A 22572-nucleotide genomic window follows, 5' to 3' on the forward strand; every position below is an offset into this window, starting at 1 on the left:
AACATCCTTAAGGTCAATTCCATGAATCGAGCAAGGTCGGGCCCTGGCCCGTGTCCTGCTAGAGTCCTGCTAAAGCTGAAGGGCAGAGCGCCCGTGACGGCTTCCCCCGCCGTCGAATGGGCGCTCTTTTTTGTGTTCTTCGTCCGGGACGCGAGGTCCTAGCGCTCGCGCAGCCGGGCTACCCGGTCGCGCCAGTACTGGAGATCGAGCGCGGAGAAGACCGCGGCGGCGCGCGCGATCTGGCGCTCGCGCTCCGGATCGCGGCGCGGGAGGTGCCGCGCGAGCTCGAAGCGGGCGCGCGCCTCCTCGACGGGCAGGCCGCGCTGCAGGGCGTCGTCGATCGCCGCGGCCCAGAGCCGCCTCGCACGCGCGTGGCCGCCGGCGAGCCAGGCGGCGAGGCCGCGCAGGCGGAGCGAGGTCGAGCGGCCGAGGGGGAAGATGCGCGCGTACCGGCCGAGCGCGCGGCATGCCTCCGCGGAGAGGTGCGAGAGCTCGCGCCGCTCCGCCGAGCCAGGGGCGTCCTCGAGCAGCGCGAGCAGCACCTCGCACGTCGCGGCGTACCCGTACAGGCAGTGGTAGCCCGCCGGCTGTCCCTCGCGGAGCATGGGGAGCGTCCGCTCGGCGGCCGCGCGGGCCTCGCCCTGCGCGCCGCGGAGCAGGTGCCCCAGCGCGACCTGGCCGTGCGTGATCTGCTGCGTGCGGTCGCCGAGCCGCTGCACCTCGGCTGACAGCGCGTCGAAGATGGCGATCGCGCCCTCGCCGTCGCCGAGCAGCAGCCGGCACTGCGCGCGGCCGCTCTCCGCCCAGATGTGGCCCTGCGCGTTGTCGCTCTCGCGCGACGCGATCACCAGCGCGCCGTACAGGTCGAGCGCCTCCCTCCAGCGGCCCTCGGAGTACGCCGCGCCGGCGAGCAGCGTGATGCACTCCTCCTTGCGTCGGCGGTCGTGCAGCGCCTCGGCCAGCCGCTCGGCCTGGGTGAGCAGCGCCCGCGCGTCGCGGCACCGGCCCTCGCCGAGCGCCGTCAGCCCGCGCAGGCACGAGACGAACGCGACGCCTTGCGGGTCGTCGAGCGCCGCGGCGACCGCCGTCGCGCGCGCGGCGTACGCGTCGACGACGGCCTTCCACGGGACGTACCCGAACGCGACGCTCAGGGTCGCGTACCCGCGCGCGAGCGCGAGCGACGGGCCGAGCCGCGCCGCGGCGTTGGTCGCCGCCAGCGCGGCCAGGAAGGCGAGCGTCGGCTCGTTGCGGAACAGGTAGGTCTCCGACAGCTTCTCCGTCGCGAGCGACGCCTCGGCGAGGCGCTCGCGCTCGGCCGCGTCGCTCGCGACCGGGGCCGGCAGGCCAGCGACGTGCGCGAGCTGCAGGCCGAGCTGCTTCAGCGAGGCCATCGCCGGGCGCAGCCGCTCCCCGAGGCCCGCGCGGCCGCTCGCCGCGCGCTCCCCCGCGCGGAGCCACGCGGCCTCGTCCCGGGAGAGCAGCTCCAGCGCCGCCGCGCAGTGCCGCTCCGCGCCGAGCAGATCGCCGAGGTTGTAGTGGGCCTGGCCGAGCCGCCGCTCCCAGCGCGCGCGCCGGATCGGCGGCGCGCGCTCCTCCGGCGGGTGCGCGCCGTCGAGGTCGAGCGCCCTCTTGTAAAAATCCACCGCGTCGCCGGAGGCGCCCGTCGCGAGGGCCTGGGCGCCCGCCTTGTCGAGGTACTCCAGCGTCTCCTGGACGGCGCCCGCGATTCCATAGTGGTGGGCGAGGAGCGGGTACGACAGCGCGAGGCCCGGCGCGTCGCGGTGGCGCCCCTCGATCGCGCGCGCCGCGGCGGCGTGCAGGGCCCGCCGCTCCGACTCGGGGATGCCCGCGTAGACGATCTCCCGCAGCTTGTCGTGCACGAAGCCGAGCCGCCCCGGCTCCGTCTCCTCGAGCACGTGGCGGCGGGCGAGCTCCGCGAGCGCGTCCATGGCGTCGACCTCGGCGAGGCCCGCGGCGCCGAGCAGCAGGCGCTCCTCGAGCTCGCGGCCCAGCACCGAGGCGAGCCGCGCGAGCGCGAGCGCCTCGTGGCTCAGCCCCGACAGCCGGCGCGCCACGAGCTCGCGCAGCGAGCCCGGCAGCGGCAGCGGCGCGGGCGGCTGGCTCCCGCGCGCGGCGCGGGCGAGCCGCTCTGCGGCGGCGCCCTCGGCGCCCGCGCGGATCCGCCACGCGTAGGCCTCGTCCCGGTAGATCACCCGCTCCTGGATCGCGGCCCGGAGGTACTCGGCGATGAAGAACGGGTTCCCCTCCGACTGCTCGAAGAGGTACTGCACGAATGCCTCCGGCGGCTCGTCCAGGGCGAGCATGTCGCGCACCATCCGCCCGACCGAGCCGCGGTCGAGCCGCCCGAGCTCGAGCCGCGAGGCCCAGGGGGCGCCGAGGAGCGAGGAGAGCGCGGGCGACGTCTCCTCGGTCCGGTACGCGCACAGGAGGACGACGGGATGGGCCGCGAAGTAGTCGGCGTCGAGGTGCTCGAGGACGGCGCGCGAGTTCTCGTCGGCCCACTGGAGGTCGTCGAGCACGAGCAGGACGGGCCGCGTCGCGGCGAACGCGGCGAGCGTGTCGGCGAGCGCGGTCCGCAGCCGGTAGCGGGCCGCGTCCGGCGGCAGCTCGGGCGGCTCGGGGTAGCGGTCGTGGCCGTGGAGCTGGGCGAGCGACGGCTCGTGCGGCGCGAGGACCCTGCCGCGCGGACCGAGCAGCGCGTCGTAGCCCGCGGGGCCGAGCTCGTTGCACCGGTCGGCCACCGCGAGCAGCAGCGGGCGGAACGGGTGCAGCGGCGCGGCCTTAACCGCGCCCTCGCGCTCGACCTCGGCGGACACGGCCGCGCACGCGCCCGTGACCACGGCCATGCGGTTGAGCGCCGCCTGGTGCGCCGCCTCGACGGCGAGGCGCGTCTTGCCCACGCCGCTCTCGCCGCCGACGACGACGAGGCTGCCCTGGCGCCGCTCGTGGGCGCGCTCGAGCGCCGCGGTGATCTGCTGCAGCGCCTCCCCGCGCCCGGCGAGGCGCGGCCGGTACAGGTACGGCTGCGCGTTCGGCACGCGCACGCGCGCGCGCGCCGCGCCGCTCCAGTCGCGCGGCGGCGTGTCGGCCGCGCCGAGCTCGGCGAGGGCGGTCGCGACCTCGTCGGCGTAGCCGAGCCGGTCCTCGGGGCGCTTCTTCAGGAGCCGCGCGATGAGGGCGTCGAGCGCGGGAGGCACGTCGGCGACGAGCTCCGAGGCCGGGAGCGGCTCGGCGTAGAGGTGCATGGACAGCACGACGGAGCTCGAGTCGCCGAGGAACGGGACGCCCCCGGTCACGGCCTCGTAGATCATGCAGCCGAGCGCGTAGAGGTCCGCGCGCGCGTCGACGAGGTCGCCGCGGATCTGCTCGGGGGACATGTAGTCGGGGCTTCCCATCAGCCTGCCGCCCGCCTGCAGCACGTCGCGCCCGGTGTGCCCCTCGAACTGGAAAGCGAGGCCGAAGTCGAAGAGCACCGGCGTGCCGTCCGGGCGGATGAACACGTTGTCCGGCTTGAGATCGCGGTGGACGAGGCCCCGGCCGTGGACGTACGCGAGCGGCCGGCAGATCGCGCGGAGGAGCGTCAGCGCCTGGCGGAGCGCGCCGCCCGCCGCGCGGTGGAACGGGCGCGGCGCGAAGGGCTGGTACGAGCGCGGGATGATCGAGGCGGGCGCGATCTCCGCCGTCGCGGTGCTGGCCTGCGCGTTCATGGCCGTGGAGACGCTCACGGTCGGCTCGCTGCTCACGCTCCCGCGGGCGCGCCAGCGCTCCTGGTTGTGATCGCGGAGCGTGCGCCCCTCGATCAGCTCCATCGCGTACCACGGGATCCCGCCCTGGACCCCCTCGTCGAGCACCCGCACGACGCCCGGGTGCTCGACGCCCCGGAGCGCGTGGATCTCGCGGCGGATGCTGGAGACGAGGCTCTCGTCGCCCACGCAGACGGTCTTCAGCGCCGCGAGCGCGCCCGTGACGCCGTGCTGAGCGCGGTAGACGACCCCCATCCCGCCGCGGCCGAGCGGCGCGAGCACCCGCCACGGCCCGATGGACACCGGGACATCCGGAGGGTGCCTGGCCTGTCCCGAGCTCGGCGTCGTGATCATCGAGGGACCGACGCACCCTTGGCCCGGGCCTGGATTCGCCCCAGGTGGTAGGTCAAAAGCGGCTTCCCGACATCCACGCTGGAGCTGAGTACATCCACCCGACGGCGCGCGATGATGTCACGGCGCGGCCGACCGTACAACAGGTCTGTGTGGAGGCCAGCTCATCGCACGAACGCCGCGCGGCGGGGCTGCCGCACCGACAGGCGACTACACATGAGCCAGCGGAGCGTGGCTATCGAGGCTCGCGCCGGGGCGGAGGCGCGGCGCGTCTCGAGGCGCCGTCGCGCGGCGCCGTGCCGTCGTCGCGCCGCGCGGCCGCGCGGCGCGTGCACGGAGGGAGCGCCGGCGCGCGGCCGCCCTCTGGACGCCAGCGCCGCGCGAGACACGGTGAACCCGGGACTCTGCGGAGGCGCGCTCTGCCGCCGCGGTCGTCGCCGCATGTCGAGACGCGATGTCGAGGCGAGCCGAGCCGCGCGGCGCTCGGGCGGGGACGTCTCGGTCTCTCGCGGCGAGCGGACCGCCGGGGATCGTCTGCTTTCCCCGCTTGGTGGATTCGACATCTCCGATGTCGTTGTCCCGTTTCATCGAGCTTCGACCGTGCCGTGCGATCCCATCGTGCACAGCTGAGCTCGCGGTACACGGTTTGCTCCCGGTGCACTCACGGCCCGCGCTGGCGGCCGCACTTAGAAAGGGAACCAACGAATGAAGCATTCGACTCATCTCGGGGCCTTGTTGACCGTCCTGTTCCTCGCTGCGTGCGGCGGCGAAGGTGCAGATTCCGCCCCGACGGACAGCGCCGTGAGCTCCAAGCAGCTCAGGGATCTGACGGCCGATGACGTCCAATCCGCCTGCGATTCGCTCGCGGCGAGGGTGAAGCTCTCCAAGGAAGATGCCTGTGAGTACCTGGGCCTCGTCGCGTCTCCCGCCGTCGGGCAGCCGTGCGGCACGGTGAAGGACGAGTGCCTCTCCACGGCCGACGAGGCGGCCGCGGAGCAGGACGACCACGCAGCGGATTGCATGCCTCCGACCGAGCACCGCGCCGGCTGCTCCGCCACGGTGGCCGAGTACGAGGTCTGCTTGCTCGCCCAGACGCAGCGGGTCCGGGCGCTCACGTGCGACTCGGCGCTGAGCTCGCTCGAGACGGCTCCTCCGGAGTGTGATGCGGTGGCGCGCAAGTGCCCGCAGATCCTGGACGTGGGCGGAGATCAGGGCGCCGAGAGCCCCTGAACACGGCGCCGGGGCGCGGGCGGCCACCCATCATCGGCGATCGATCATCGATCATCGCGCTCAACGTGGACGCACGGCTCGCTGCCTGAACGAATCGCCGGTAGGCACGACACGGCCGCTTGGCGGCCGTGAGTGCCATTGTCCTACCTCTGTTTCCCTGGATCTTTTGATTCCTACCGATATTCGTGCTCGTCCGCGCCTTCCAGGGCATCTCGGCGTATGATGGGCTCCGCAGCCGGCGCGCCCGGGGAGGTTCAACCCTCGGCGTCTCGGCTCAAGCGAAGTCGCGGCTCGCGCCGAGGGTTCGCTGGCACAGAGGAGGATTTCATGAAGATCACCAAGGTTTCCGGAGTGCTCGCCCTGCTGCTGATCGCCGCCGCGGCTGCTTGCGGCAAGGGCGAGCAGCCGGCTGAGGCGAACGCGACGGTCGAGGTGACCGCCACCGCCGAATCGGCGATCGGCGAAGGCGCTTACGTCGAGGAGCACGAGAGCGGCAAGGCCGCCTTCAATGTCGCTGCCGACGGGAACGTCAAGGCCGCGGTCACGGGTCCGGACGGCAAGCCGATCCGCGAGGACGTCAGCGGCACGCTGGTGTGGAAGGACGCTTCCGGGGAGAAGAGCGTGCCGCTCACGCTCGACGCGAAGACCGGCCTCCTGGTCGCCGCCGGCCCCAAGCTGGAGGCGGATCTCACCGAGATCGGCTACACGCTCAACGTCGCCGGCAAGCCGTGGAACGGGACGCTGCACGTGCCCGCCGGCGGCACCGCCGAGCTCTTCGCCAACGCCAAGGCATCGGCGGAGCTCGGGCTGCCGGAGGGCAAGCTCGGCCCGCACGGCGGGCGCATCGAGATCGTGGGGGACGACCGCCTCGAGCTCCTGGTCGACGAGGTGACAGGCGAGGTCCGCGTCTATGTGCTCGACGCCGACCTGAAGCCCATCGACCTCGGCGAGCGCAAGATCACGCTCGGCGTGGTGGCCGAGGCGCCGCAGGTGGTCGTCCTCGCTCCGGCGGTCGCGACCGCGGACGTGGCCGCGACCGCGGCGGCGGGGGTGGCCGCGGGGGCGTACCTGACCGGCAAGCTCGCGCTCGCCGCCGATCCGCTGAAGCTGACCATCGCGGTGCGGAACGCGGGTCGCTCGGCGGTGGCCCTGTGCGGCTACCGAGCCGGGGCGGCGTTCGCCGTCCACGCGCGCGCCCCGCGCGTGAAGGTGCGCGTGAAGACCGACTGGGACGCGCGCGTCCACGCGCTCGCGAACGCCGACCTGAAGGCGAAGGCCGACATCGACCCGAAGGTCCACGTCCACGCGGGGGCCGGCGCCGCTGCCAGGGCCAACGCGAAGGCCAACGTGCACGTCAAGGCGCCGAGCGTCCGCGTGACGCCGCCGAGCGTGAACGTGCAGATCAAGGCGCCGAAGATCTCGATCCCCAAGCCGAGCTTCAAGGCGTCGGCGTCGGCCCGCGCGAGCGCGGGCGCCAAGATCGGGGCACATTGATGCGACGCGCGGCGGTGACGGGCGCGCCTGTCACCGCCGCAATCCCAGCGACGCGGCGTGCTCCGCGGCGCGATGGGGGCGAGGGCGTGAAGCTCGATGGCATAAAGCTCAACGGAGGTGAGTGGAACGGCACCTCGATGACCACCCGAGCGCGCTCACCCGGGGAGCGCGCGATAATCGATCTTCCCCGTCGAGGTCCGCGGCAGCTCGTCCATCGCGACGATCGTGTCCGGGACCATGTACGGGGGCAGCCGCTCCGCTAGGTACAGCCTGAGCGAGCGATCGTCCGCGTCCCCTGCGAGGGCGACGAAGCCGCGCAGCGTCTTGCCGAGGCGCGCGTCCTCCACGGCGATCACCGCGGCCTGGCGCACGGCGGGGTGCGACGCCAGCGCGGCCTCGACCTCGCCCGGCTCGACCCGATAACCCCGGATCTTCACCATCCGGTCGATGCGGCCGCGGAAGTAGAAGAGCCCGTCGGCCTTGCGCTCCACCCGGTCGCGGGTCCGGTACGGGCCGCCGTCCACGGTCGTCGGCCCCGAGACCACGAGCTCGCCCGTCCCGGGGCCCTCGATGACCTGGCCGCTCTCGCCGCCCGCGTCCAGCGCGCGCAGCGTGCAGTCGGCGTAGGGGCACGCGACGCCGATCGGGACCTCGCTCGCCCCGTCGAGCGCCGCGCGGTCGACCCGGTGGAACGTGCAGACGTTCGTCTCGGTCGGGCCGTAGAGGTTGTAGAGCGCCGCGCCGGGCGCCCGCGCCGCCAGGGCCGCGAGCTCGCGCGGCGGGAAGACCTCGCCGGCGAAGAGGATGGCGCGCACGGGCGAGAGCGCGAAAGCCGGCGCCGGCGCGCCCGCGTCCGCCGCGGGGAGCGCCGCGATGAGCTTCATGAACATCGACGGCACACCGTAGATGACCGTCGGCGCGAGCGCGCTCACCGCGTCGCGGAGCGCGCGGCCCGAGGCGAGGTCGCGCCGCGCCATCGTCGCGAGCGTCGCGCCCGCGCGGAACGTCGCGAGGTGGTCGAACCAGGCGAGATCGAAGACGAGCTCGGCCACGCGGAGGACCCGATCCGCCGGCGTGAGCCCGACGAGGTCGATGCAGAAGGCCGTGAACGCATCGAGCCCCGCCCACGTGATGGGGACCGGCTTCGGCTCGCCCGTGCTGCCCGACGTGTGCAGGATGCACGCGACGTCCTGCGCGCGGTCGTCGCGGGCGCCGCCGTCGCTCGTCCCGTCGTCGCCGTCCGCACCGGCGCGCGCGGCCCCGCGCAGCGTGCGCCCCTCGGCGTCGAGCTCCACGCGCGGCAGGCCCCCGCGGAGCTCGGCGTCGATGCCGGCCGCGAGGCCCGCGGCCGCGGCGTCGAGCACGAGCGCCCGGCACCCCCGGGCCCGCGCGATCCGCCCGAGCCGCGCCGGCGGCGCGGTCGCGTCGAGCGGGACCGCCACGGCGCCGGCCGTGAGCACCCCGGCGAGCGCCACCGGCTCGTCGTGCGCCCGGCCCAGCGAGAGCAGCGCCACCCGGTCGCCCGGGCGCACGCCCGCCCCGCCGAGCGCCGCGCCCACGGCCGCCGCGCGCGCCGCGAGCTCGGCGTAGGTCATCGCGGCGCCGCGCGACGCGAGCGCGACGGCGTCGCCGCGCGCGGCCAGGTCCTCGGCGCGCAGGCGGAACGTGCCGGCCACCCGCTCCCCGCTAGCCCTGCGCGGCCGCGATGCGGCCGGCGACGAAGCGCGCCATGCTGTCCACGGTCGACACCGCGTCGAGGTCCACCTCCTCGTCCGGGATCCGCACGCCGAAGCGCTGCTCGATGAACACGAGCACCCGCGTCAGCGACATCGAGTCGAAGCCGGACCCGCCCGCGAAGAGATCCTCGTCCAGGGCGAGCGGCGCCTTGCGCAGCAGGATCTCCTTCGCGATATGCTCGTGCAGCGCGCGCCGCACCGTGTCGAGATCGTAGGTCACCGCAATGGTCCCTTTCCAGCCGGAGCTCGGGCGCTCAGCCGATGGCCGGCGTCGCCTTGCGGGCAAGATAGTCGATGAGGTCGATCTTGGACACGACGCCGAGCACCGTCTCCTTGTCGACGACGAGCGCGATCTTCGCGTCGCTCAGGACGCCCTTCAGGAGCTCGACCTTCGTCGCGGGCGTCACGGTCGCATAGTCGCTCTCGACGAGCCCGCCGATGCTCGAGTCGAGCGTGCCGCTCCCCGTCACGAGGTGCCGGAGCAGGTCGATCTCGTGGACCATCCCGCGCAGCTTGCCGTCCTGGGTCACCGGGAGCTGGCTTATCCCGTGCGATTTCATCATGTCGATGACCTCGCGGACCCGGGCGTTCGCGTCGGCGGTGACCACCGCCCCGCTGGGCTTGACGGCGAGCAGGTCGCGCACCGTCCCGAGGCCCTTGTCCTCCTCGAGGAAGCCGTTCTCTCGCATCCAGTCGTCATTGAAGATCTTCGAGATGTACTTGGACGCGCTGTCGGGCAAAAGAACGAGGATGTTCTCCTTCTTCCCGCTCTGCCGCGCATACTTGATCGCGCCGGCCACCGCCGCGCCCCCGGAGCCGCCCACGAAGAGGCCCTCGAGCCGCACGAGGTCCCGCGTCATGAGGAAGCACTCCTTGTCGTCGACCCGGATGATCTCGTCGATGATCTTGAGGTTCATCGTGCTCGGGAAGAAATCCTCGCCGATCCCCTCGACCTTGTAGGCAAACGGCTTCGTGATCCGCTGGGTCTTCACGTAATCGTAATAGAGCGAGCCGACCGGGTCGACGCCGACCATCTTGATCTCTGGCTTCCTCTCCTTGAGGAACTTGCCAATGCCGCTCAGGGTGCCCCCTGTCCCCATGCCGGCGACGAAGACGTCGAGCTCGTCGCCGCACTGCGCCCAGATCTCGGGGCCGGTGGATTGGACGTGGGCCTCGGGGTTCGACGGGTTGTGGTACTGGTTCGCGTAGAAGCAGTTCGGCGTCTCGTCGGCGATGCGCTTGGCCACCTGGTAGTAGCTGCGCGGGTCGTCGGGCTCGACGGCGGTGGGACAGACCACGACGCGGGCGCCATACGCGCGCAGCGTCGCGATCTTCTCCTGCGACATCTTGTCCGGCATGACGAAGACGCACTTGTATCCCCGGATGGCCGCGACCATCGCGAGCGCGGCGCCCGTGTTGCCGCTGGTCGCCTCGACGATCGTCCCGCCGGGCTTGAGCCCGTTCGCCTCGGCGTCGCGGATCATGTTCAGCGCGACCCGATCCTTGTGGCTGCCGCCCGGGTTCAGGTACTCGCACTTCACATAGATGTCGCTCTCGAGCCCCTCGGTGACCCGGTTCAGCTTGACGATCGGCGTGTCGCCGACGGCCTTCGTGATATCGCTGCGCGCGCCTCGCATCATGGGGAGACCTCTTAGCCGCCGCGCGCCGCAGCGACAAGGGGAGTCCGCGCGCGCGGCGGCGCCGCGAGAGGCGGGCTCGCCACAGCGCTGGCGAGCGCGCGCGCCTGCCGTGACTGCCGGGCCCGGCCGTCGGCCATCCTTCCTATCCTTCCTAGAAGAGAAAGCAAAAGAAATTGTGTTTACGATGGGGGTCCACACTGCCCCTATCCGGCACGTTATCGTCACGGATTCAAAGGCCCTGACGGCGGCGAGCCAGAGCTCTCCGGCGCGAGCCGCCGGGGCGCGGCGCTGGCGCGCTGACGTCAACGCCACGCGGCGCTGCTGCGCGCGCCGGGGCGAGCGGACCGGCGGGCGATCTCGCGCCGCGCTCCCTGTGGTAGACTGGCGAAATGGCGTCCGAGCCGAAGATCCACCCGAGCGCCGAGACGGCGCTCCTCAAGGTCCGCTCCAAGGAGATCGCGTTCAGCCGCTTCCGCGTGCAGGTGACCGCCGGCCCGGACGCAGGGGCGTCCCAGACGTCGGACGCGACGGAGTTCGTGATCGGCACGGCGCCCGGCAACCAGCTCATCCTCACCGACCGGGCGGTGTCGCGGCACCATTGCGTGATCTCGGTCACCCCGCGGGGGTTCTTTCTCCGCGATCTCGGCAGCAAGAACGGCACGACCCTCTCCGGCTTCCGCGTCGAGGCGGCCTATCTCCTGCCGGGCGCCTTGCTCGGGGTCGGGCAGTCCACGCTCCGCTTCGAGCCGCTGGCCGAGGAGATCCGCGAGCCGCTCGGCGACGAGGAGCGGTACGGCCGGGTGCTCGGGCAGAGCGCCGCGATGCGCCGCATCTTCGGGGCGCTGCCGCGGATCGCCGCGTCGGACTCGACGGTGCTGATCGAGGGCGAGACGGGCACGGGCAAGGGCCTGCTCGCCGAGGCGATCCACGAGAGCAGCCCGCGCGCTGGGGGGCCGTTCGTCGTGATCGACTGCGGATCCATCCCGCCGACGCTCATCGAGGCCGAGCTCTTCGGGCACGCGAAGGGGGCGTTCACGGGCGCGCAGGCGGCGCGCGCCGGCGCCTTCGAGGCGGCGCGGGGCGGCACCGTGCTGCTCGACGAGATGGGCGAGCTCCCGCTCGACATGCAGCCGAAGCTCCTGCGCGTGCTCGAGGAGCGGCAGATCCGTCGCATCGGCACGATCGAGCCGACCAAGCTCGATATCCGGGTCATCGCGACGACCAACCGCGATCTCCGCCAGGAGGTGAACCGCGGAAATTTCCGGTCGGATCTCTACTACCGGCTCAACATCGTCCGCCTCCGCGTCCCCGCGCTGCGCGAGCGCCCCGACGACATCGCGATGCTCACCGCGCATTTCTACCGGCAGCTCGCGCAAGGGCAGGACCAGAGCCCCCCCGGCGAGCTGCTGGAGGCCTTCATGCGGCAGGACTGGCCGGGCAACGTCCGCGAGCTCCGCGGCGCGGTGGAGCGCGCGGTGCTGATGATCGATCCCGCGCTGTTCCGCGAAGCCGTGATGGGCTCCGAGGGGGTGGACAGCGGCGCCCCGGCGCTCCCGGCGCCCCGGGACGACGAGCTCAGCCTGTCGTTCCGCGAGGCGAAGGAGCGCGCCGTGGCGCGCTGGGAGCGCACGTTCCTCACGGCGCTCGTGCGCGCGAACGGCGGCAACCTCTCGCGCGCGGCCCGCGCGGCGCGGATGGACCGCAGCCACCTGCGCGAGCTCCTCCAGCGGCACGGCGTCTCGGCGACGGAGGCGTGACGGCCGGGCCCGCGGGCCAGCACCGGAGACGGCCGCGCGCGCGCCTGGTGAGCGGCTAGGGCGGCGCCGGAGGCGGCCCGCCCCGCCGGACCTCCGGCGGGCGGCGCCAGGGCGCGCCCTCTCGCTGGTTACTGATTGGCCTTCTGGCGGTTCTCTCCCTTGAGCTCCTTGGCCTTCCCTTCGGCGGCCATCTGCTCGTTATCGACCAGCTTGCCGACTCGGTTCTTGATCGCGCCGGCGGCCTCTTCGACCGCGCCCTTCGCGCGCTCCTCCGCCTTGGCGTCCTCCTTTTGTACCTTTCCTCGGAGCTCCTTGGCGCGGCCCTCCGCTTCCATCTGCTCGTCGCCGAGCAGCTGGCCGAGGCCCTTCTTGATCTTGCCGCCCATCTCTTCGGCGGCCCCTTCATTGCGATCGCTTGCGTCGCTCATTGCATCCTCCTCGTGGCGTGGCCTCCGCAGAGCCTCTCTGCGGCGCGCCGCCGCCGTCGACCTCGCATTGGCAACCTCCAGATCTAGCAACCGGTGCGCCATCGCATGCCGAACGGTCTTTTCGAGGACGCGGAAGGGCGATTGGGGCAGGCTACCTCGCTCGCGCTCTGCCTCTCGGCTCGCCTGAGGCAATACGCCACGCGGCGGCCAAGCAAGCAATCCCACGGTCCGACCGGACGGCCCCCGCTCTCCCGGGGGCGCACCCGCGCTGCGGTCGGATTTCGCGGTGAATGCGGCGATGCGAGCGCTCTGTCCGCGGCGTTCAGCTCGGCTGGGCGTCTGTGGAGAGCCAGGACTCCAGGGCATGGCGCGGCGCTTGCTGAACAGCCTGCATAGCAACGAGGAGCACTTCGCTCCTTTCTGGGAGGTTCATCATGTCGTTCATTCTCTTTCTCCTGTTTGGCCTCGTCGTCGGTGCTCTGGCGCGCCTCATCGTCCCTGGACGTGAGCCGGGCGGGTGGGTCGTCTCGATGATCATCGGCGTCGTCGGCTCCTTCATCGGCGGGCTGCTCGGCCGCATGTTGTTCATGTACCGTGAGGGTGAGCCGGCTGGCTTCTTCATGTCGCTCATCGGCGCCATCGTGCTGACCGCCGGCTATCAGGCGATCGCGCGGCGCCGTACGGTGGTATGAGCGGGCCGAGCGATCCTCTCTTGAGGCGCCACGCCCGATACCGGCCCACGGCGCTGCACGAAGGAGCTCTCGAGCCGCCGCCGCGATCTGTAACGTCCGGGAGCACCTCGGGCCGAGAGCAGGAGGCGCGGAGGAGGCGCCGCGACCCGTGAGCGCGATCTCGGCTCAGGCGGCGCGGCGCGCCCCCCTCTCGCTCGGCAGGCTGGAGGGGGCCCTGCTCGTCGCACGGCCCACCCCCCGGGGTCGTACGACGAGCAGGGCCTTCGGCGGCCTGTGGCGGCCTGCGGCGCGGACTCCGGCGCCGGCACCGCATTTCCGTCGGCGCCGCGTCCGCTCGCCGGGTAACGCTTGACGCCGCAGGAGGCTTTGGGCTTGCTAGCGGGCTCCGCGCTTTTGCCCAAGGTCCTGGCCATGTCGTTCTCGATCCTGCCCCCGCCGATCACGCCCCTCGCCGCGATCCTGCCGTCCGAGCCGCTGCTGCTCATGGGCGCCGGTCCGGTGCCCATCCCGCAGGCGGTGGCCCAGGCGAACGGGGTCATCATCAATCACCTCGGCCCCACCATGGACCGCGTCATCCAGAACGTGAAGTACATGGCGGCCTATGCGTTCCAGACGCGCAGCGACAAGATCCTCGGCCTCGCCGGGCCCGCGTCCGCGGCGATGGAGATGGCCGTGGCGAACCTGTGCTGGCCCGGGCGCAAGGTGCTTTGCCTGAAGGTGGGGACGTTCAGCGGGCGCCTCGGCGAGATGGCGCTCGGCGTGGGCGCCGATGTCACCTTCCTCGAGGGGCCGCCCGGGCGGCCCGTGTCGCTCGCGGACGTGCGGGAGGCGATGAAGAAGCAGCGCTACGACGTGGTCACGATGGCGCACGGCGAGACGTCCTGCGGCGTCCGCATGGTCGAGATGCCGGAGATCTGCAAGCTCGCGAAGACGCAGGGCGCCCTCACGATCGTCGACGCGGTGGTCACGCTCACGGCCATGCCGGTGCACATGGACGAGTGGGGCATCGACGTCGGCATCGTCGGCGGGCAGAAGGCGCTGTCGTCGATCCCGGGCGTCTCGGCCTGCGCGTTCTCGCAGGACGCGTGGAAGGTCGTCGAGGAGCGCCCCCTGCCGCGCCCGCACTGGTGCTACGACGCGACGCGCGCGCAGCGGTTCTGGGGCTACCAGCAGTACCACTACACGGCGCCGGTGCCCGGCGTGCTCGCGCTGCACGAGGCGCTGCGCCTCGTCTGCGAGGAGACGCTCGAGCGGCGGTTCCGTCGCCACGAGATGAGCTCTCTGGCCATGCAGGCGGGCCTCGAGGCCATGGGGCTCGAGCTGTTCGCGTCGAAGGACGTGCGCCTCAACAGCGTGCTCGCCATCAAGCTGCCGTCCGGCGTCGATAGCGCGCGGATCCGCGAGTACATGACCAAGGCCTTCCGCGTCGAGATCTCGGGCGCCTTCGGCCTCAACATCGTGCGTGTGGGCCAGATGGGCGAGCAGTGCCGCTCGCACAACCTGTTCAAGACGCTCTACGCGATGGGCATGAGCTTCCAGCGAGAGGGCGTGAAGCTCGACGTCGCCAAGGGAATGGCCGCGCTCGAGCAGGGTCTGGCGGGCGATCGCGATTACTTCGTGGACTAGCTCTGCCCCACGGTGGCCCGGTCCGGGATGGCCGGACCTCCGCGCCGCTTCGCGGCGGCGAGGGCTTGCTCGCGGCGCTTGCCGGCGTCGATACGGCTCCGATGCGCGTCGAGCAGATCGCTGCGCGTCAGGATCCCGAGGACCTTGCGGGGGGCCTGCCTGGACACGACAGGGAGCCTCCCCACCCCCTCGGTGACCATGTGATCGGCGGCTTCGCGCAAGGAGCTGTCCTCGAACACCACGGCGGGCGGCCGCCGGACCAGGTGGCGGATCGAGATGGTACCGGCCTGCTCGGTGAGCACATCGCGCTGGGTGACCACGCCGACGAGCTCCCCCCGATCGTCCACGACCGGGAAGCCCTGGTGGCGCGAGCCCGCCGCCTGCGACAGCAGGAAGGCGCGGGCCGCCTCGACCGTATCGTCGGCGGCGAGCGTCACGGCGGGGCGCGAGGCGGCCTCGCCGGCGGTGATCTGCGCCAGGTGATCGGCCGCGTACTCGACCGTCACGCGCGCGCCGCGGCGGGCGATCTTCTCCGTCATGATGGAGTGCCGCATCAGCAGGCTGGAGACGAGGAAGGCCGCGCTGCAGCCGCCGAGCAGCGGCAGCAGCCCCATCGGCTGCCGGGTCGTCTCGAAGGCGAAGACGACGGACGCGAGGAGCGCCCGGGACGCGCCCGCGAAGATCGCCGCCATCCCGACGAGCCCGGCGACGCGCGCGTCCACGCCGAGCCCGGGGAGGAGCGCGCTCGCGGCCAGGCCGAGGATCGCGCCGAGCCCGCCGCCGACGGTGAAGAGCGGCGCGAGCGTCCCGCCCGAGGTGCCGCTGCCGAGCGCGATCGACCAGGAGATGAACTTCATCAGCGAGAGCGACACGAGCGCGGCGAGCGCCAGGCGGCCGCTCAGGATGTCGTCGATGTTGCTGTACCCGACCCCGAGCGTCCGCGGCGCGAAGTAACCCACGACGCCGATCGCGACGGCGCCGATCGCCGGCCACCACATCCAGTGGAGCGGCAGCCGCTCGAACGCCTCCTCGATCGCGTAGATCGCGCGGGTGGCGCCCATCGCCGCGAGGCCGAGGACCGCGCCGAGCACGATGTAGAAGGCGAGCGCGGGGCCGGTCGAGGGCGCCACGGACGCCATCTCGAACGCGGGCGCGGTGTGGCCCGCGCAGAGGCGCGCCGCGGTCGCCGTGGTCGCGGCGAGGGCGACGGGGATCACCGAGCGCGGGCGGTACTCGAAGAGCAGGAGCTCGATCGCGAGCAGCACGGCCGCCACCGGGCTGCCGAAGGTCGCCGACATGCCCGCCGCCGCGCCCGCGGCGAGCAGCGTCTTGCGCTCGTCCGCGGTGATCCGGAGCAGCTGCCCGACCAGCGAGCCGAGCGCGCCGCCGGTGGCGATGATGGGGCCCTCCGCGCCGAACGGACCGCCGGTGCCGATGGCGATCGCCGCGGAGAGCGGCTTGAGCAGCGTTATCCGCGGCGGGATGCGGCTCTGGTTGAACAGCACCTGCTCCATCGCCTCCGGGATCCCGTGGCCGCGGATCGCCTGCGAGCCGTAGCGCGCCATCACGCCGACGACGAGCGCGCCGAGGATCGGCACCACGAGCACGAGGAGGCCGAGGTGGTGCTCGGCGGGCGACGCGGGGGCGGCGGACAGCCGGCCGAAGAACGCGAGGTTCGTGATGACGGCGATGAGCGTGGTGAGCAGCTCCGCCGCGAGGAAGGCCACGCCGCCGAGCGCGATCGCGAGGCCGCTGACGAGGACGACCCGCCGGTCGACGGCGGCGCTGGGCGCGGGGACGCGGAGGTCCTCGAGGGTCGGGCCCATCGAGGGGGCGACCGGGATGCTCTCGGTGACTGGTGGGGGTGGGGCGTTCAATCTGGACAATTCAGCTCTCCTCGCGGTCTGTCGCTTCGGGTTCGGCTCCGGCGGGGGTCTCCTCGCCTTCGAAGAACAGCGGGGGGGCCTCGTCGCCGGCGCCGAGCGCCCGGGCGAGGGTGGCGAGGCTCTGCGCGAGCGCGCTGCGCTCGTCGGCGGGCAGGCGGTCGACGGCGGTGACGAGCTCGGCCTGCGCGGTGCGGGGCGCGCGGCGGAGCAGCGCGCGGCCGGCAGCGGTGAGCGAGATCTCGGTCCGGCGCGCGTCCTCAGGCGAGGCGCGCCGGGTGACCAGCCCCCGCTCGGCCAGGCGCGTCACCACGACCGACACCGAGCTCTGGTGCGTCAGCGTGCGCTGCGCGAGCTCGGCGATCGAGGACGCGGCGGCCTGATCGAGCTGCTGCAGCACGAACAGCTGCGCGCTGCTCAGGCCGAGCTGCCGCTCGCACGCGCGCGACGAGACGCGCAGGCGCTGTACGATCGCGCGGATCGCATCCATGACCCGCTGCGCGTCGGGCCCGCCGGGGGCCTGCCGCGCGGGGCTCTTCCGGCGCGCCGTCGAAGAACCATGGGCTCCCATATAATTGCGCGGGAACCTACGCCGCTCGCCGGTCAACCGCAAGCAGTCTGCGGACCTCCGGGGGGCAGGGGCGGATCGAGGCGGGCCGTCCTCGACGGGGGGTCGCGGGCGGCGGTGGATGGCGGCGGGGGCGCCGGTGCGGCGCGCGGCGCGCGGGCCCGGAGGCAGCGCGCCGGGCGGACCGTGCGGGCGACGCTACGCGGGGCGTCGCCTGCGCGCGCGATCCAGGCTAAGAACCGGCCCTCCCATGACCTTCCAAGACCTCATTCTCACCCTGCAGAAGTTCTGGGCCGATCGCGGCTGCCTCATCGTGCAGCCGTACAACTCGGAGGTCGGCGCCGGCACCTTCAACCCGGCGACGTTCCTGCGCGCGCTCGGCCCCGAGCCCTGGAATGTGGCCTTCGTCGAGCCTTCCCGGCGTCCCGCGGACGGTCGTTACGGGGAGAACCCGAACCGTATGCAGCAGTTTCACCAGTTCCAGGTGATCCTCAAGCCGAGCCCGATCGACATCCAGGACCTCTACCTGGAGTCGCTGCGGGCGATCGGCACGAACCCGCTCGATCACGACGTCCGGTTCCTCGAGGACGACTGGGAGTCGCCGACGCTCGGGGCGTGGGGGCTCGGCTGGCAGGTGTGGATCGACGGGCTCGAGATCTCGCAGTTCACCTACTTCCAGCAGATCGGCGGGATCGACTGCCGCCCCGTGTCCGGCGAGCTCACCTACGGGCTCGAGCGGATCGCGATGTACCTGCAGGACAAGGACAGCATCTACGACGTCGTCTACTCGGACAGGGGCGGGAAGATCGTGCGCTACGGGGACATCTACCAGCGCGCCGAGTGGGAGTGGTCGACCTACAACTTCGAGGAGGCCGACATCGCCGAGCACTTCGCGGCGTTCGACGTCTGCGAGGCCGAGGTGAAGCGGCTCCTGTACCGGGGCGCGGATCCGGCGGCGAAGGGGGCGGCGATCGATCCGAAGAAGGCGCTGGTGCTCCCGGCCTACGATTTCGTCGTGAAGGCGGCCCACCGCTTCAACGTCCTCGACGCGCGGGGCGCGATCAGCGTCACCGAGCGGCAGCGCTTCATCGGCCGTGTCCGCGCGCTCGCGCGGGCGGTCGCCGAGACGTACGTCGCGCAGCGCGAGGCGCTCGGCTATCCGCTCCTCGGCGAGCCGCAGGCGGCGGAGTAGCGCGCAGCCGAGGCGGCGGGCAGCGCGCCGTCGCCTCGGCCGGGCTGCGCGTCGCGCAGCCTCAGCCGGGCGGGGTGTCCGGGATGAAGTCGCGGCGGGTGCAGATCGCGACGACCGGCAGCCCCGCGGCGCGGATCGCCTCCGCGCCGCCCTCGAGGCGGTCGACCAGGGCGATCACGCCGACCACGGAGGCGCCCGCGGTGCGGAGCTTCTCGACCGCCTTCAGCGTCGAGCCGCCCGTCGTGATCACGTCCTCGAGGATCGCGACGGGCATCCCGGGCACGAGGCCGCGATCGCCCTCGACGAGGCGCCGCGAGCCGTGGTCCTTGACCTCCTTGCGCACGTAGAGGGCGGGGAGGGGGCGGCCTCGCAGGAAGCTCGTGAGCGACACAGCGCTCGCGAGGGGGCACCCCCCGAGCTCGACGCCGGCGACGGCCTCGCACCGCGGGAGCGCGCCGAGCGCCTCGAACATGAGCGAGCCGACGAGGGCGTGGCCCTCGGCGGTCAGCACCGACTGCTTGCAGTCGATGAAGAAGTCGCTCTCCCGGCCGGACGCGAGGACGACGCGCTTCTGCTCGAACGAGCGCTCGCGCAGCAGCGCGACGAGCCGCTCCCGCTCCGAGGCGCCGGCGGCGCTCACCGGCCGCCCCGCTTGCGCAGCGAGGCCTTCGCGGCCCCCTTCCGGAGCGCGGGGACCACGGGCGGCGGCGGCCCGCCGGCGCTCTCGGCCGCCTCGGGCTCGTCACCCTCGCCGGCGGCCGAGGCCGACAGATCGGCCTCCTCGTCATCGTGAACGGCCGCGAGGCGCGGCTCCGGCGCAGGAGCGGGCCTCGCCTCGACGACCGGGCGCGCCGCCGGCGCGGGGCGCGCGGGGGCAGGCGCGGCGCGCGGCGCAGGCCGGGCGGGCGGCGCAGGCGCGCGCTGCTCCGCCAGCGCGCGCGCCGGCCGCGCCGCCGCGGCGCGCGGCGCAGGTGCAGCGGCGGCGGCCCGCACCGGGGCGGGGGCGGCCGCCGCGGCGAGCGGCGCGCCGGTGGTGACGTTGCCGCGCACCAGGGCGCCCGCGTGGATGCCGATCTGCGGCGCGCCGAGGTCGCCGACGACGCGCGCGCCGGGCTCGAGGATCACGGCCTCGTCGCCGGAGATGTTCCCGGCGACGGCGCCGCGGACGACGACGCGCCGCCCGCGGACGTCGCTCTGGATGAGCGCGCCCTCGCCGATGGTCACGTCGCCGGTCATGACGACGCTCCCCTCGACGCGGCCGAGGATCTCGAGATCCCCGTCGCCCTGCACGTTGCCGCGGATGGCCGTCGTCGGCCCGATCGAGGACTGGGCGGTCATCGGCTACACGTCCATGTCGACGTTGCCCTTGAACGAGGCTCCGTCCGCGATGGTCAGCCGCGACGCCTTCACGTCGCCGACGAGGCGACCGCCGGCGAGGAGATCGACGCGATCGGCCGCCGTGACGTTGCCGGTCACGTTGCCGCCCACCTGGAGCGACGCCGCCCCGATGTCCGCTTCGATCAGCGCCCCTGCGTCGATGGTGAGAGGCCCCTCGACGGTGAGCTTCCCGCGCACCGTCCCGGCGACGATCACCTCCTCGTCGGAGGTGATCTCGCCCTCGATCGTGAGCCCGTTTCCGATGATCGTACCCGCCACGTTCGTGCTCCTCGCCGCGCCCTCGCGGCGCGATTCTTCGTCCGTCAACGCGCGCTACCGCCCTGCCGGTTCACGCCGCGGGGCCTGCCCGCGCCCGCCGGTCGTCCGCTCCGAGAGCTCGGCCGGGAGGTCGAACTCCGCCTCGATGCGGCCGGCGAACGCCGCGCCTTCCTCGAGGATCACCTCGCTGCCGCCCACGTTTCCGGCGTACTGCGCGGTCGCCCGGATCGTGACGGGGCCGCGCGACGCGACGTCCCCCGTGAGCTGGCCGGACACGACGAGCGAGCTCGCCTCGACGTCTCCGGTGACCGTCGCTCCGTCCTCGATCTCGAGGTCGCCAGCCAGCTGGATGTTGCCCTCGACGCTCCCCTCGACCCGGAGCGAACCGTCGCCATGGACGCGCCCGCGGATGCGGGCGCCCCGTCCGATGAGCGATTCGGCAGCGTCCGATTCGCTGCGCGTCGTTGTCGAACCTCGGGCCATTCTCGTCTCCTGTGCGCGGGAGGGAGCCGCGCGAGCCGGGGCGCGCACCAGACGCCCGGCTCGTCCGCTGGAGCTGGGCGAACTGGATCGCTCAGCCCCGCGGCGGCGCGGACGCTACTCCAAGCGGCTGCGCCTCGCAACCGGCGGGCGGGCTCGGTGGCGGCGCGCTCCGTGGACTGACTGCAGCGGAGCCCTCGGGGGGAGGGGGCGTCGCGCGGGGGGCGAGGGGGACCCTCCCACGAACTCGCGCCTTTTGGTGGCAATGGCCTGCTGTACGGAGCTGGCGAGTCCATGAGGACTGGCTGCGATGCGGGCCGGCGCTCGGGTTCGTGGGGCCCTCCCCCTCGCCCCCCGCGCGACACCCCCTCCCCCCGAGGGCTCTCTCCGGCGGGAAGCGCGGCGCGAGGGGAACGGGGAACGGGGATCGGGGATCGATGCGCGGCACCGGAGCATGCGGGCGCGCGTGGTGGGCGCTTCCTGCGGGGCTGGCTCGGGTGATACGGTCTCTCTTGACTGGGCTTTCCTTGCTCGAGACGCCTGCTGTGGCCCTGACGGCGAACCGACTCGGATGGCTCGGCGCGCGTCGCCCGTGAGGCGAGCGCAGACCAAACCAACCCGGGGGTTCCTCATGCGGAAGATAGCTATCGTGGGGTCTGGACAGGCCGGCCTGCTCGCGGCGCACGCCCTGGTGAAGGCCGGCTACGAGGTGACGCTCTACTCGGATCGCACGCCCGAGCAGTGGCTCAACGAGTCAAAGCCGACCGGCACCGCCGCGCGGTTCGATGTGGCGCTCGCGTTCGAGCGCGAGCTCGGCCTGGCCTTCTGGGAGGACGCCGCGCCCCGAGGCCACGGCGCCCAGGTGACCGCGTCTGCCACCCCGGGCAACCGCCTCCTGACGCTGGCGGGCCGCCTCGAGCAGCACTTCTTCGCGATCGATCTCCGGCTCCAGAGCCACCGGTGGATGCTCGAGCTCGAGCGGCGGGGCGGCAAGATCGTGATCGAGCCCGTCACGATCGCGCGGCTCGACGCGATCGCCGCCGAGAACGATCTCACCGTCGTCGCTGCTGGACGGGGCGATCTGTGCAACCTGTTCGAGCGAGACGCCGCGCGCAGCGTCCACTCGGAGGCGCAGCGCAACGTCGTCATGATGTGCGTGACCGGCCCGAAGCTCGGGTTCGACGGCATCCCGATGCTCCCGGTCAAGTTCAACCTGTTCGCGGGCATCGGGGAGGCGTTCTGGGTGCCCTACCACCACAAGGACGTGGGACCGAGCTGGAACTGCCTCGTCGAGGCGGTGCCCGGCGGGCCGCTGGACAGGTTCCAGGGCGCGAAGTCAGGCGAGGAGATCATCGCGATCGCGAAGGGGCTGGTGAAGGAGCTCATCCCCTGGGACTACGAGTGGTTCAGGGGAGCCGAGCTGTCGGACAAACACGGATGGCAGAACGGGCGGGTCGTCCCCGCGGTGCGCAAGCCCGTCGGACGGCTGCCCTCCGGCCGGATCGTGACGCCGCTGGGCGACACGGCGATGTCGATCGATCCGATCGGCGGCCAGGGCGCCAACAACGGCAACAAGATGGCGCGCAACCTGGTCGAGTGCATCGTGCAGCACGGCGAGCGCCCGTTCGACGCCGACTGGATGACGCGCACCTTCGATCGCTTCTACGCGCGGCACGGCGGGCCCACCGACCGGTTCAACAACATCCTGCTCGCCGGGGTTTCGCCTCCGATGGCCCACCTCCTCATGGCGCAGTACGGCAGCGACGGGCGGGCGGACAACACGAGCGGGCAGCAGGCGCTCGCGAACGCCTTCGTGAACAACTTCAACGATCCGGCGCGGCTGACGGCGGTCCTCGAGGACGTCGGGCGGGTGCGCGCGTTCATCCGGCAGACGACCGGGAAGCCCTGGCCGCTCGCGCTCGCAGCAGGGGGCGTGGGCGTCGGCATCGCGCAGGTGCGGCAGCGCTTCGGGCTCCCGCCGGGGCATCCGGAGGAGCTCGCCACGGTTCTACGTGGTCGCGGAGATGGCTCCGCGATGGCTACTCCAGGACGGGGTGGTACCGCCCGCTCGGCGT

The 22572-nt window shown here is 72.9% G+C and carries 17 protein-coding genes and 1 pseudogene; 7 read left to right on the forward strand and 11 right to left on the reverse strand.

What is annotated here, in order from left to right; all coding sequences use genetic code 11:
* Nucleotides 1–158: 158 nt before the first annotated feature.
* Nucleotides 159–4118 carry a serine/threonine-protein kinase gene (locus WMF39_RS02455; protein WP_437743946.1) on the reverse strand — a complete coding sequence of 1320 codons (3960 nt, stop codon included), beginning with the start codon at nt 4116–4118 and terminating at the stop codon, nt 159–161.
* Nucleotides 4119–4820: 702 nt separating this feature from the next.
* Here WMF39_RS02455 and WMF39_RS02460 point away from each other — a divergent pair.
* On the forward strand, nt 4821–5345 hold the full coding sequence (locus WMF39_RS02460) for a hypothetical protein (RefSeq protein ID WP_437743947.1): 525 nt from the start codon (nt 4821–4823) through the stop codon (nt 5343–5345).
* Between the two features lie 327 nt (nt 5346–5672).
* The gene (locus WMF39_RS02465; protein ID WP_437743948.1) at nt 5673–6839 is read left to right on the forward strand and encodes a hypothetical protein; all 1167 of its coding nucleotides are present in this window, start codon (nt 5673–5675) and stop codon (nt 6837–6839) included.
* 155 nt (nt 6840–6994) lie between these two features.
* On the opposite strand, the gene WMF39_RS02470 is transcribed toward WMF39_RS02465, so the two are convergent.
* From WMF39_RS02470 to WMF39_RS02480, 3 genes are read right to left on the reverse strand one after another with little or no spacing between them, the layout of a single operon-like run.
* Nucleotides 6995–8515, reverse strand: a complete 1521-nt coding sequence (locus WMF39_RS02470; protein ID WP_437743949.1) for an AMP-binding protein — start codon at nt 8513–8515, stop codon at nt 6995–6997.
* A 10-nt stretch (nt 8516–8525) separates the two neighbouring features.
* The gene (locus tag WMF39_RS02475) at nt 8526–8795 is read right to left on the reverse strand and encodes an acyl carrier protein (RefSeq protein WP_437743950.1); all 270 of its coding nucleotides are present in this window, start codon (nt 8793–8795) and stop codon (nt 8526–8528) included.
* A 34-nt stretch (nt 8796–8829) separates the two neighbouring features.
* Nucleotides 8830–10215, reverse strand: a complete 1386-nt coding sequence (locus WMF39_RS02480) for a cystathionine beta-synthase (RefSeq protein ID WP_437743951.1) — start codon at nt 10213–10215, stop codon at nt 8830–8832.
* Nucleotides 10216–10604: 389 nt separating this feature from the next.
* Between WMF39_RS02480 and WMF39_RS02485 the strand changes: the two genes are divergently transcribed.
* Nucleotides 10605–11972: a sigma 54-interacting transcriptional regulator gene (locus tag WMF39_RS02485; RefSeq protein ID WP_437743952.1), complete on the forward strand. Its 1368-nt coding sequence runs from the start codon at nt 10605–10607 to the stop codon at nt 11970–11972.
* A gap of 128 nt (nt 11973–12100) precedes the next feature.
* Here WMF39_RS02485 and WMF39_RS02490 read toward each other — a convergent pair whose 3' ends face one another.
* On the reverse strand, nt 12101–12400 hold the full coding sequence (locus WMF39_RS02490) for a CsbD family protein (protein WP_437743953.1): 300 nt from the start codon (nt 12398–12400) through the stop codon (nt 12101–12103).
* 434 nt (nt 12401–12834) lie between these two features.
* Here WMF39_RS02490 and WMF39_RS02495 point away from each other — a divergent pair, with 434 nt between their 5' ends.
* Together WMF39_RS02495 and WMF39_RS02500 are read left to right on the forward strand one after the other, a co-directional pair.
* Nucleotides 12835–13092 carry a GlsB/YeaQ/YmgE family stress response membrane protein gene (locus tag WMF39_RS02495; RefSeq protein WP_437549160.1) on the forward strand — a complete coding sequence of 86 codons (258 nt, stop codon included), beginning with the start codon at nt 12835–12837 and terminating at the stop codon, nt 13090–13092.
* Between the two features lie 411 nt (nt 13093–13503).
* Complete coding sequence (locus tag WMF39_RS02500) at nt 13504–14718, forward strand: pyridoxal-phosphate-dependent aminotransferase family protein (protein WP_437743954.1); 1215 nt, start codon at nt 13504–13506, stop codon at nt 14716–14718.
* Here the strand turns inward: WMF39_RS02500 and WMF39_RS02505 are convergent.
* Nucleotides 14715–16544, reverse strand: coding sequence for a chloride channel protein (locus WMF39_RS02505; RefSeq protein WP_437747939.1), 1830 nt, complete (start codon nt 16542–16544; stop codon nt 14715–14717). The two genes, WMF39_RS02500 and WMF39_RS02505, sit on opposite strands and share 4 nt — an antisense overlap.
* A 61-nt stretch (nt 16545–16605) precedes the next feature.
* Nucleotides 16606–17172 carry a MarR family winged helix-turn-helix transcriptional regulator gene (locus tag WMF39_RS02510; RefSeq protein ID WP_437743955.1) on the reverse strand — a complete coding sequence of 189 codons (567 nt, stop codon included), beginning with the start codon at nt 17170–17172 and terminating at the stop codon, nt 16606–16608.
* A 247-nt stretch (nt 17173–17419) separates the two neighbouring features.
* On the opposite strand from WMF39_RS02510, the gene glyQ reads away from it, so the two are divergent.
* Nucleotides 17420–18361, forward strand: coding sequence for a glycine--tRNA ligase subunit alpha (gene glyQ, locus WMF39_RS02515; RefSeq protein WP_437743956.1), 942 nt, complete (start codon nt 17420–17422; stop codon nt 18359–18361).
* Nucleotides 18362–18422: 61 nt separating this feature from the next.
* Here the strand turns inward: glyQ and pyrE are convergent, their stop codons facing one another.
* Genes pyrE through WMF39_RS02535 form a run of 4 tightly spaced genes read right to left on the reverse strand, consistent with a single transcriptional unit; the run spans nt 18423 to nt 20500 of the window.
* On the reverse strand, nt 18423–19001 hold the full coding sequence (gene pyrE, locus WMF39_RS02520) for an orotate phosphoribosyltransferase (RefSeq protein WP_437743957.1): 579 nt from the start codon (nt 18999–19001) through the stop codon (nt 18423–18425).
* Nucleotides 18998–19699, reverse strand: a complete 702-nt coding sequence (locus WMF39_RS02525) for a bactofilin family protein (protein ID WP_437743958.1) — start codon at nt 19697–19699, stop codon at nt 18998–19000. Before WMF39_RS02525 ends, pyrE begins: the two co-directional genes overlap by 4 nt.
* Before the next feature lie 3 nt (nt 19700–19702).
* Nucleotides 19703–20017, reverse strand: a complete 315-nt coding sequence (locus tag WMF39_RS02530) for a bactofilin family protein (protein ID WP_012233083.1) — start codon at nt 20015–20017, stop codon at nt 19703–19705.
* Nucleotides 20018–20071: 54 nt separating this feature from the next.
* Complete coding sequence (locus tag WMF39_RS02535; RefSeq protein ID WP_437743959.1) at nt 20072–20500, reverse strand: bactofilin family protein; 429 nt, start codon at nt 20498–20500, stop codon at nt 20072–20074.
* 628 nt (nt 20501–21128) lie between these two features.
* Between WMF39_RS02535 and WMF39_RS02540 the strand changes: the two are divergent.
* A pseudogene (locus WMF39_RS02540) lies at nt 21129–22481 on the forward strand (styrene monooxygenase/indole monooxygenase family protein); the annotation flags it as partial.
* Nucleotides 22482–22572: the final 91 nt, after the last annotated feature.

It is taken from the genome of Sorangium sp. So ce1504, from assembly GCF_051521635.1.
Taxonomy (GTDB): domain Bacteria; phylum Myxococcota_A; class Polyangia; order Polyangiales; family Polyangiaceae; genus Sorangium; species Sorangium cellulosum_B.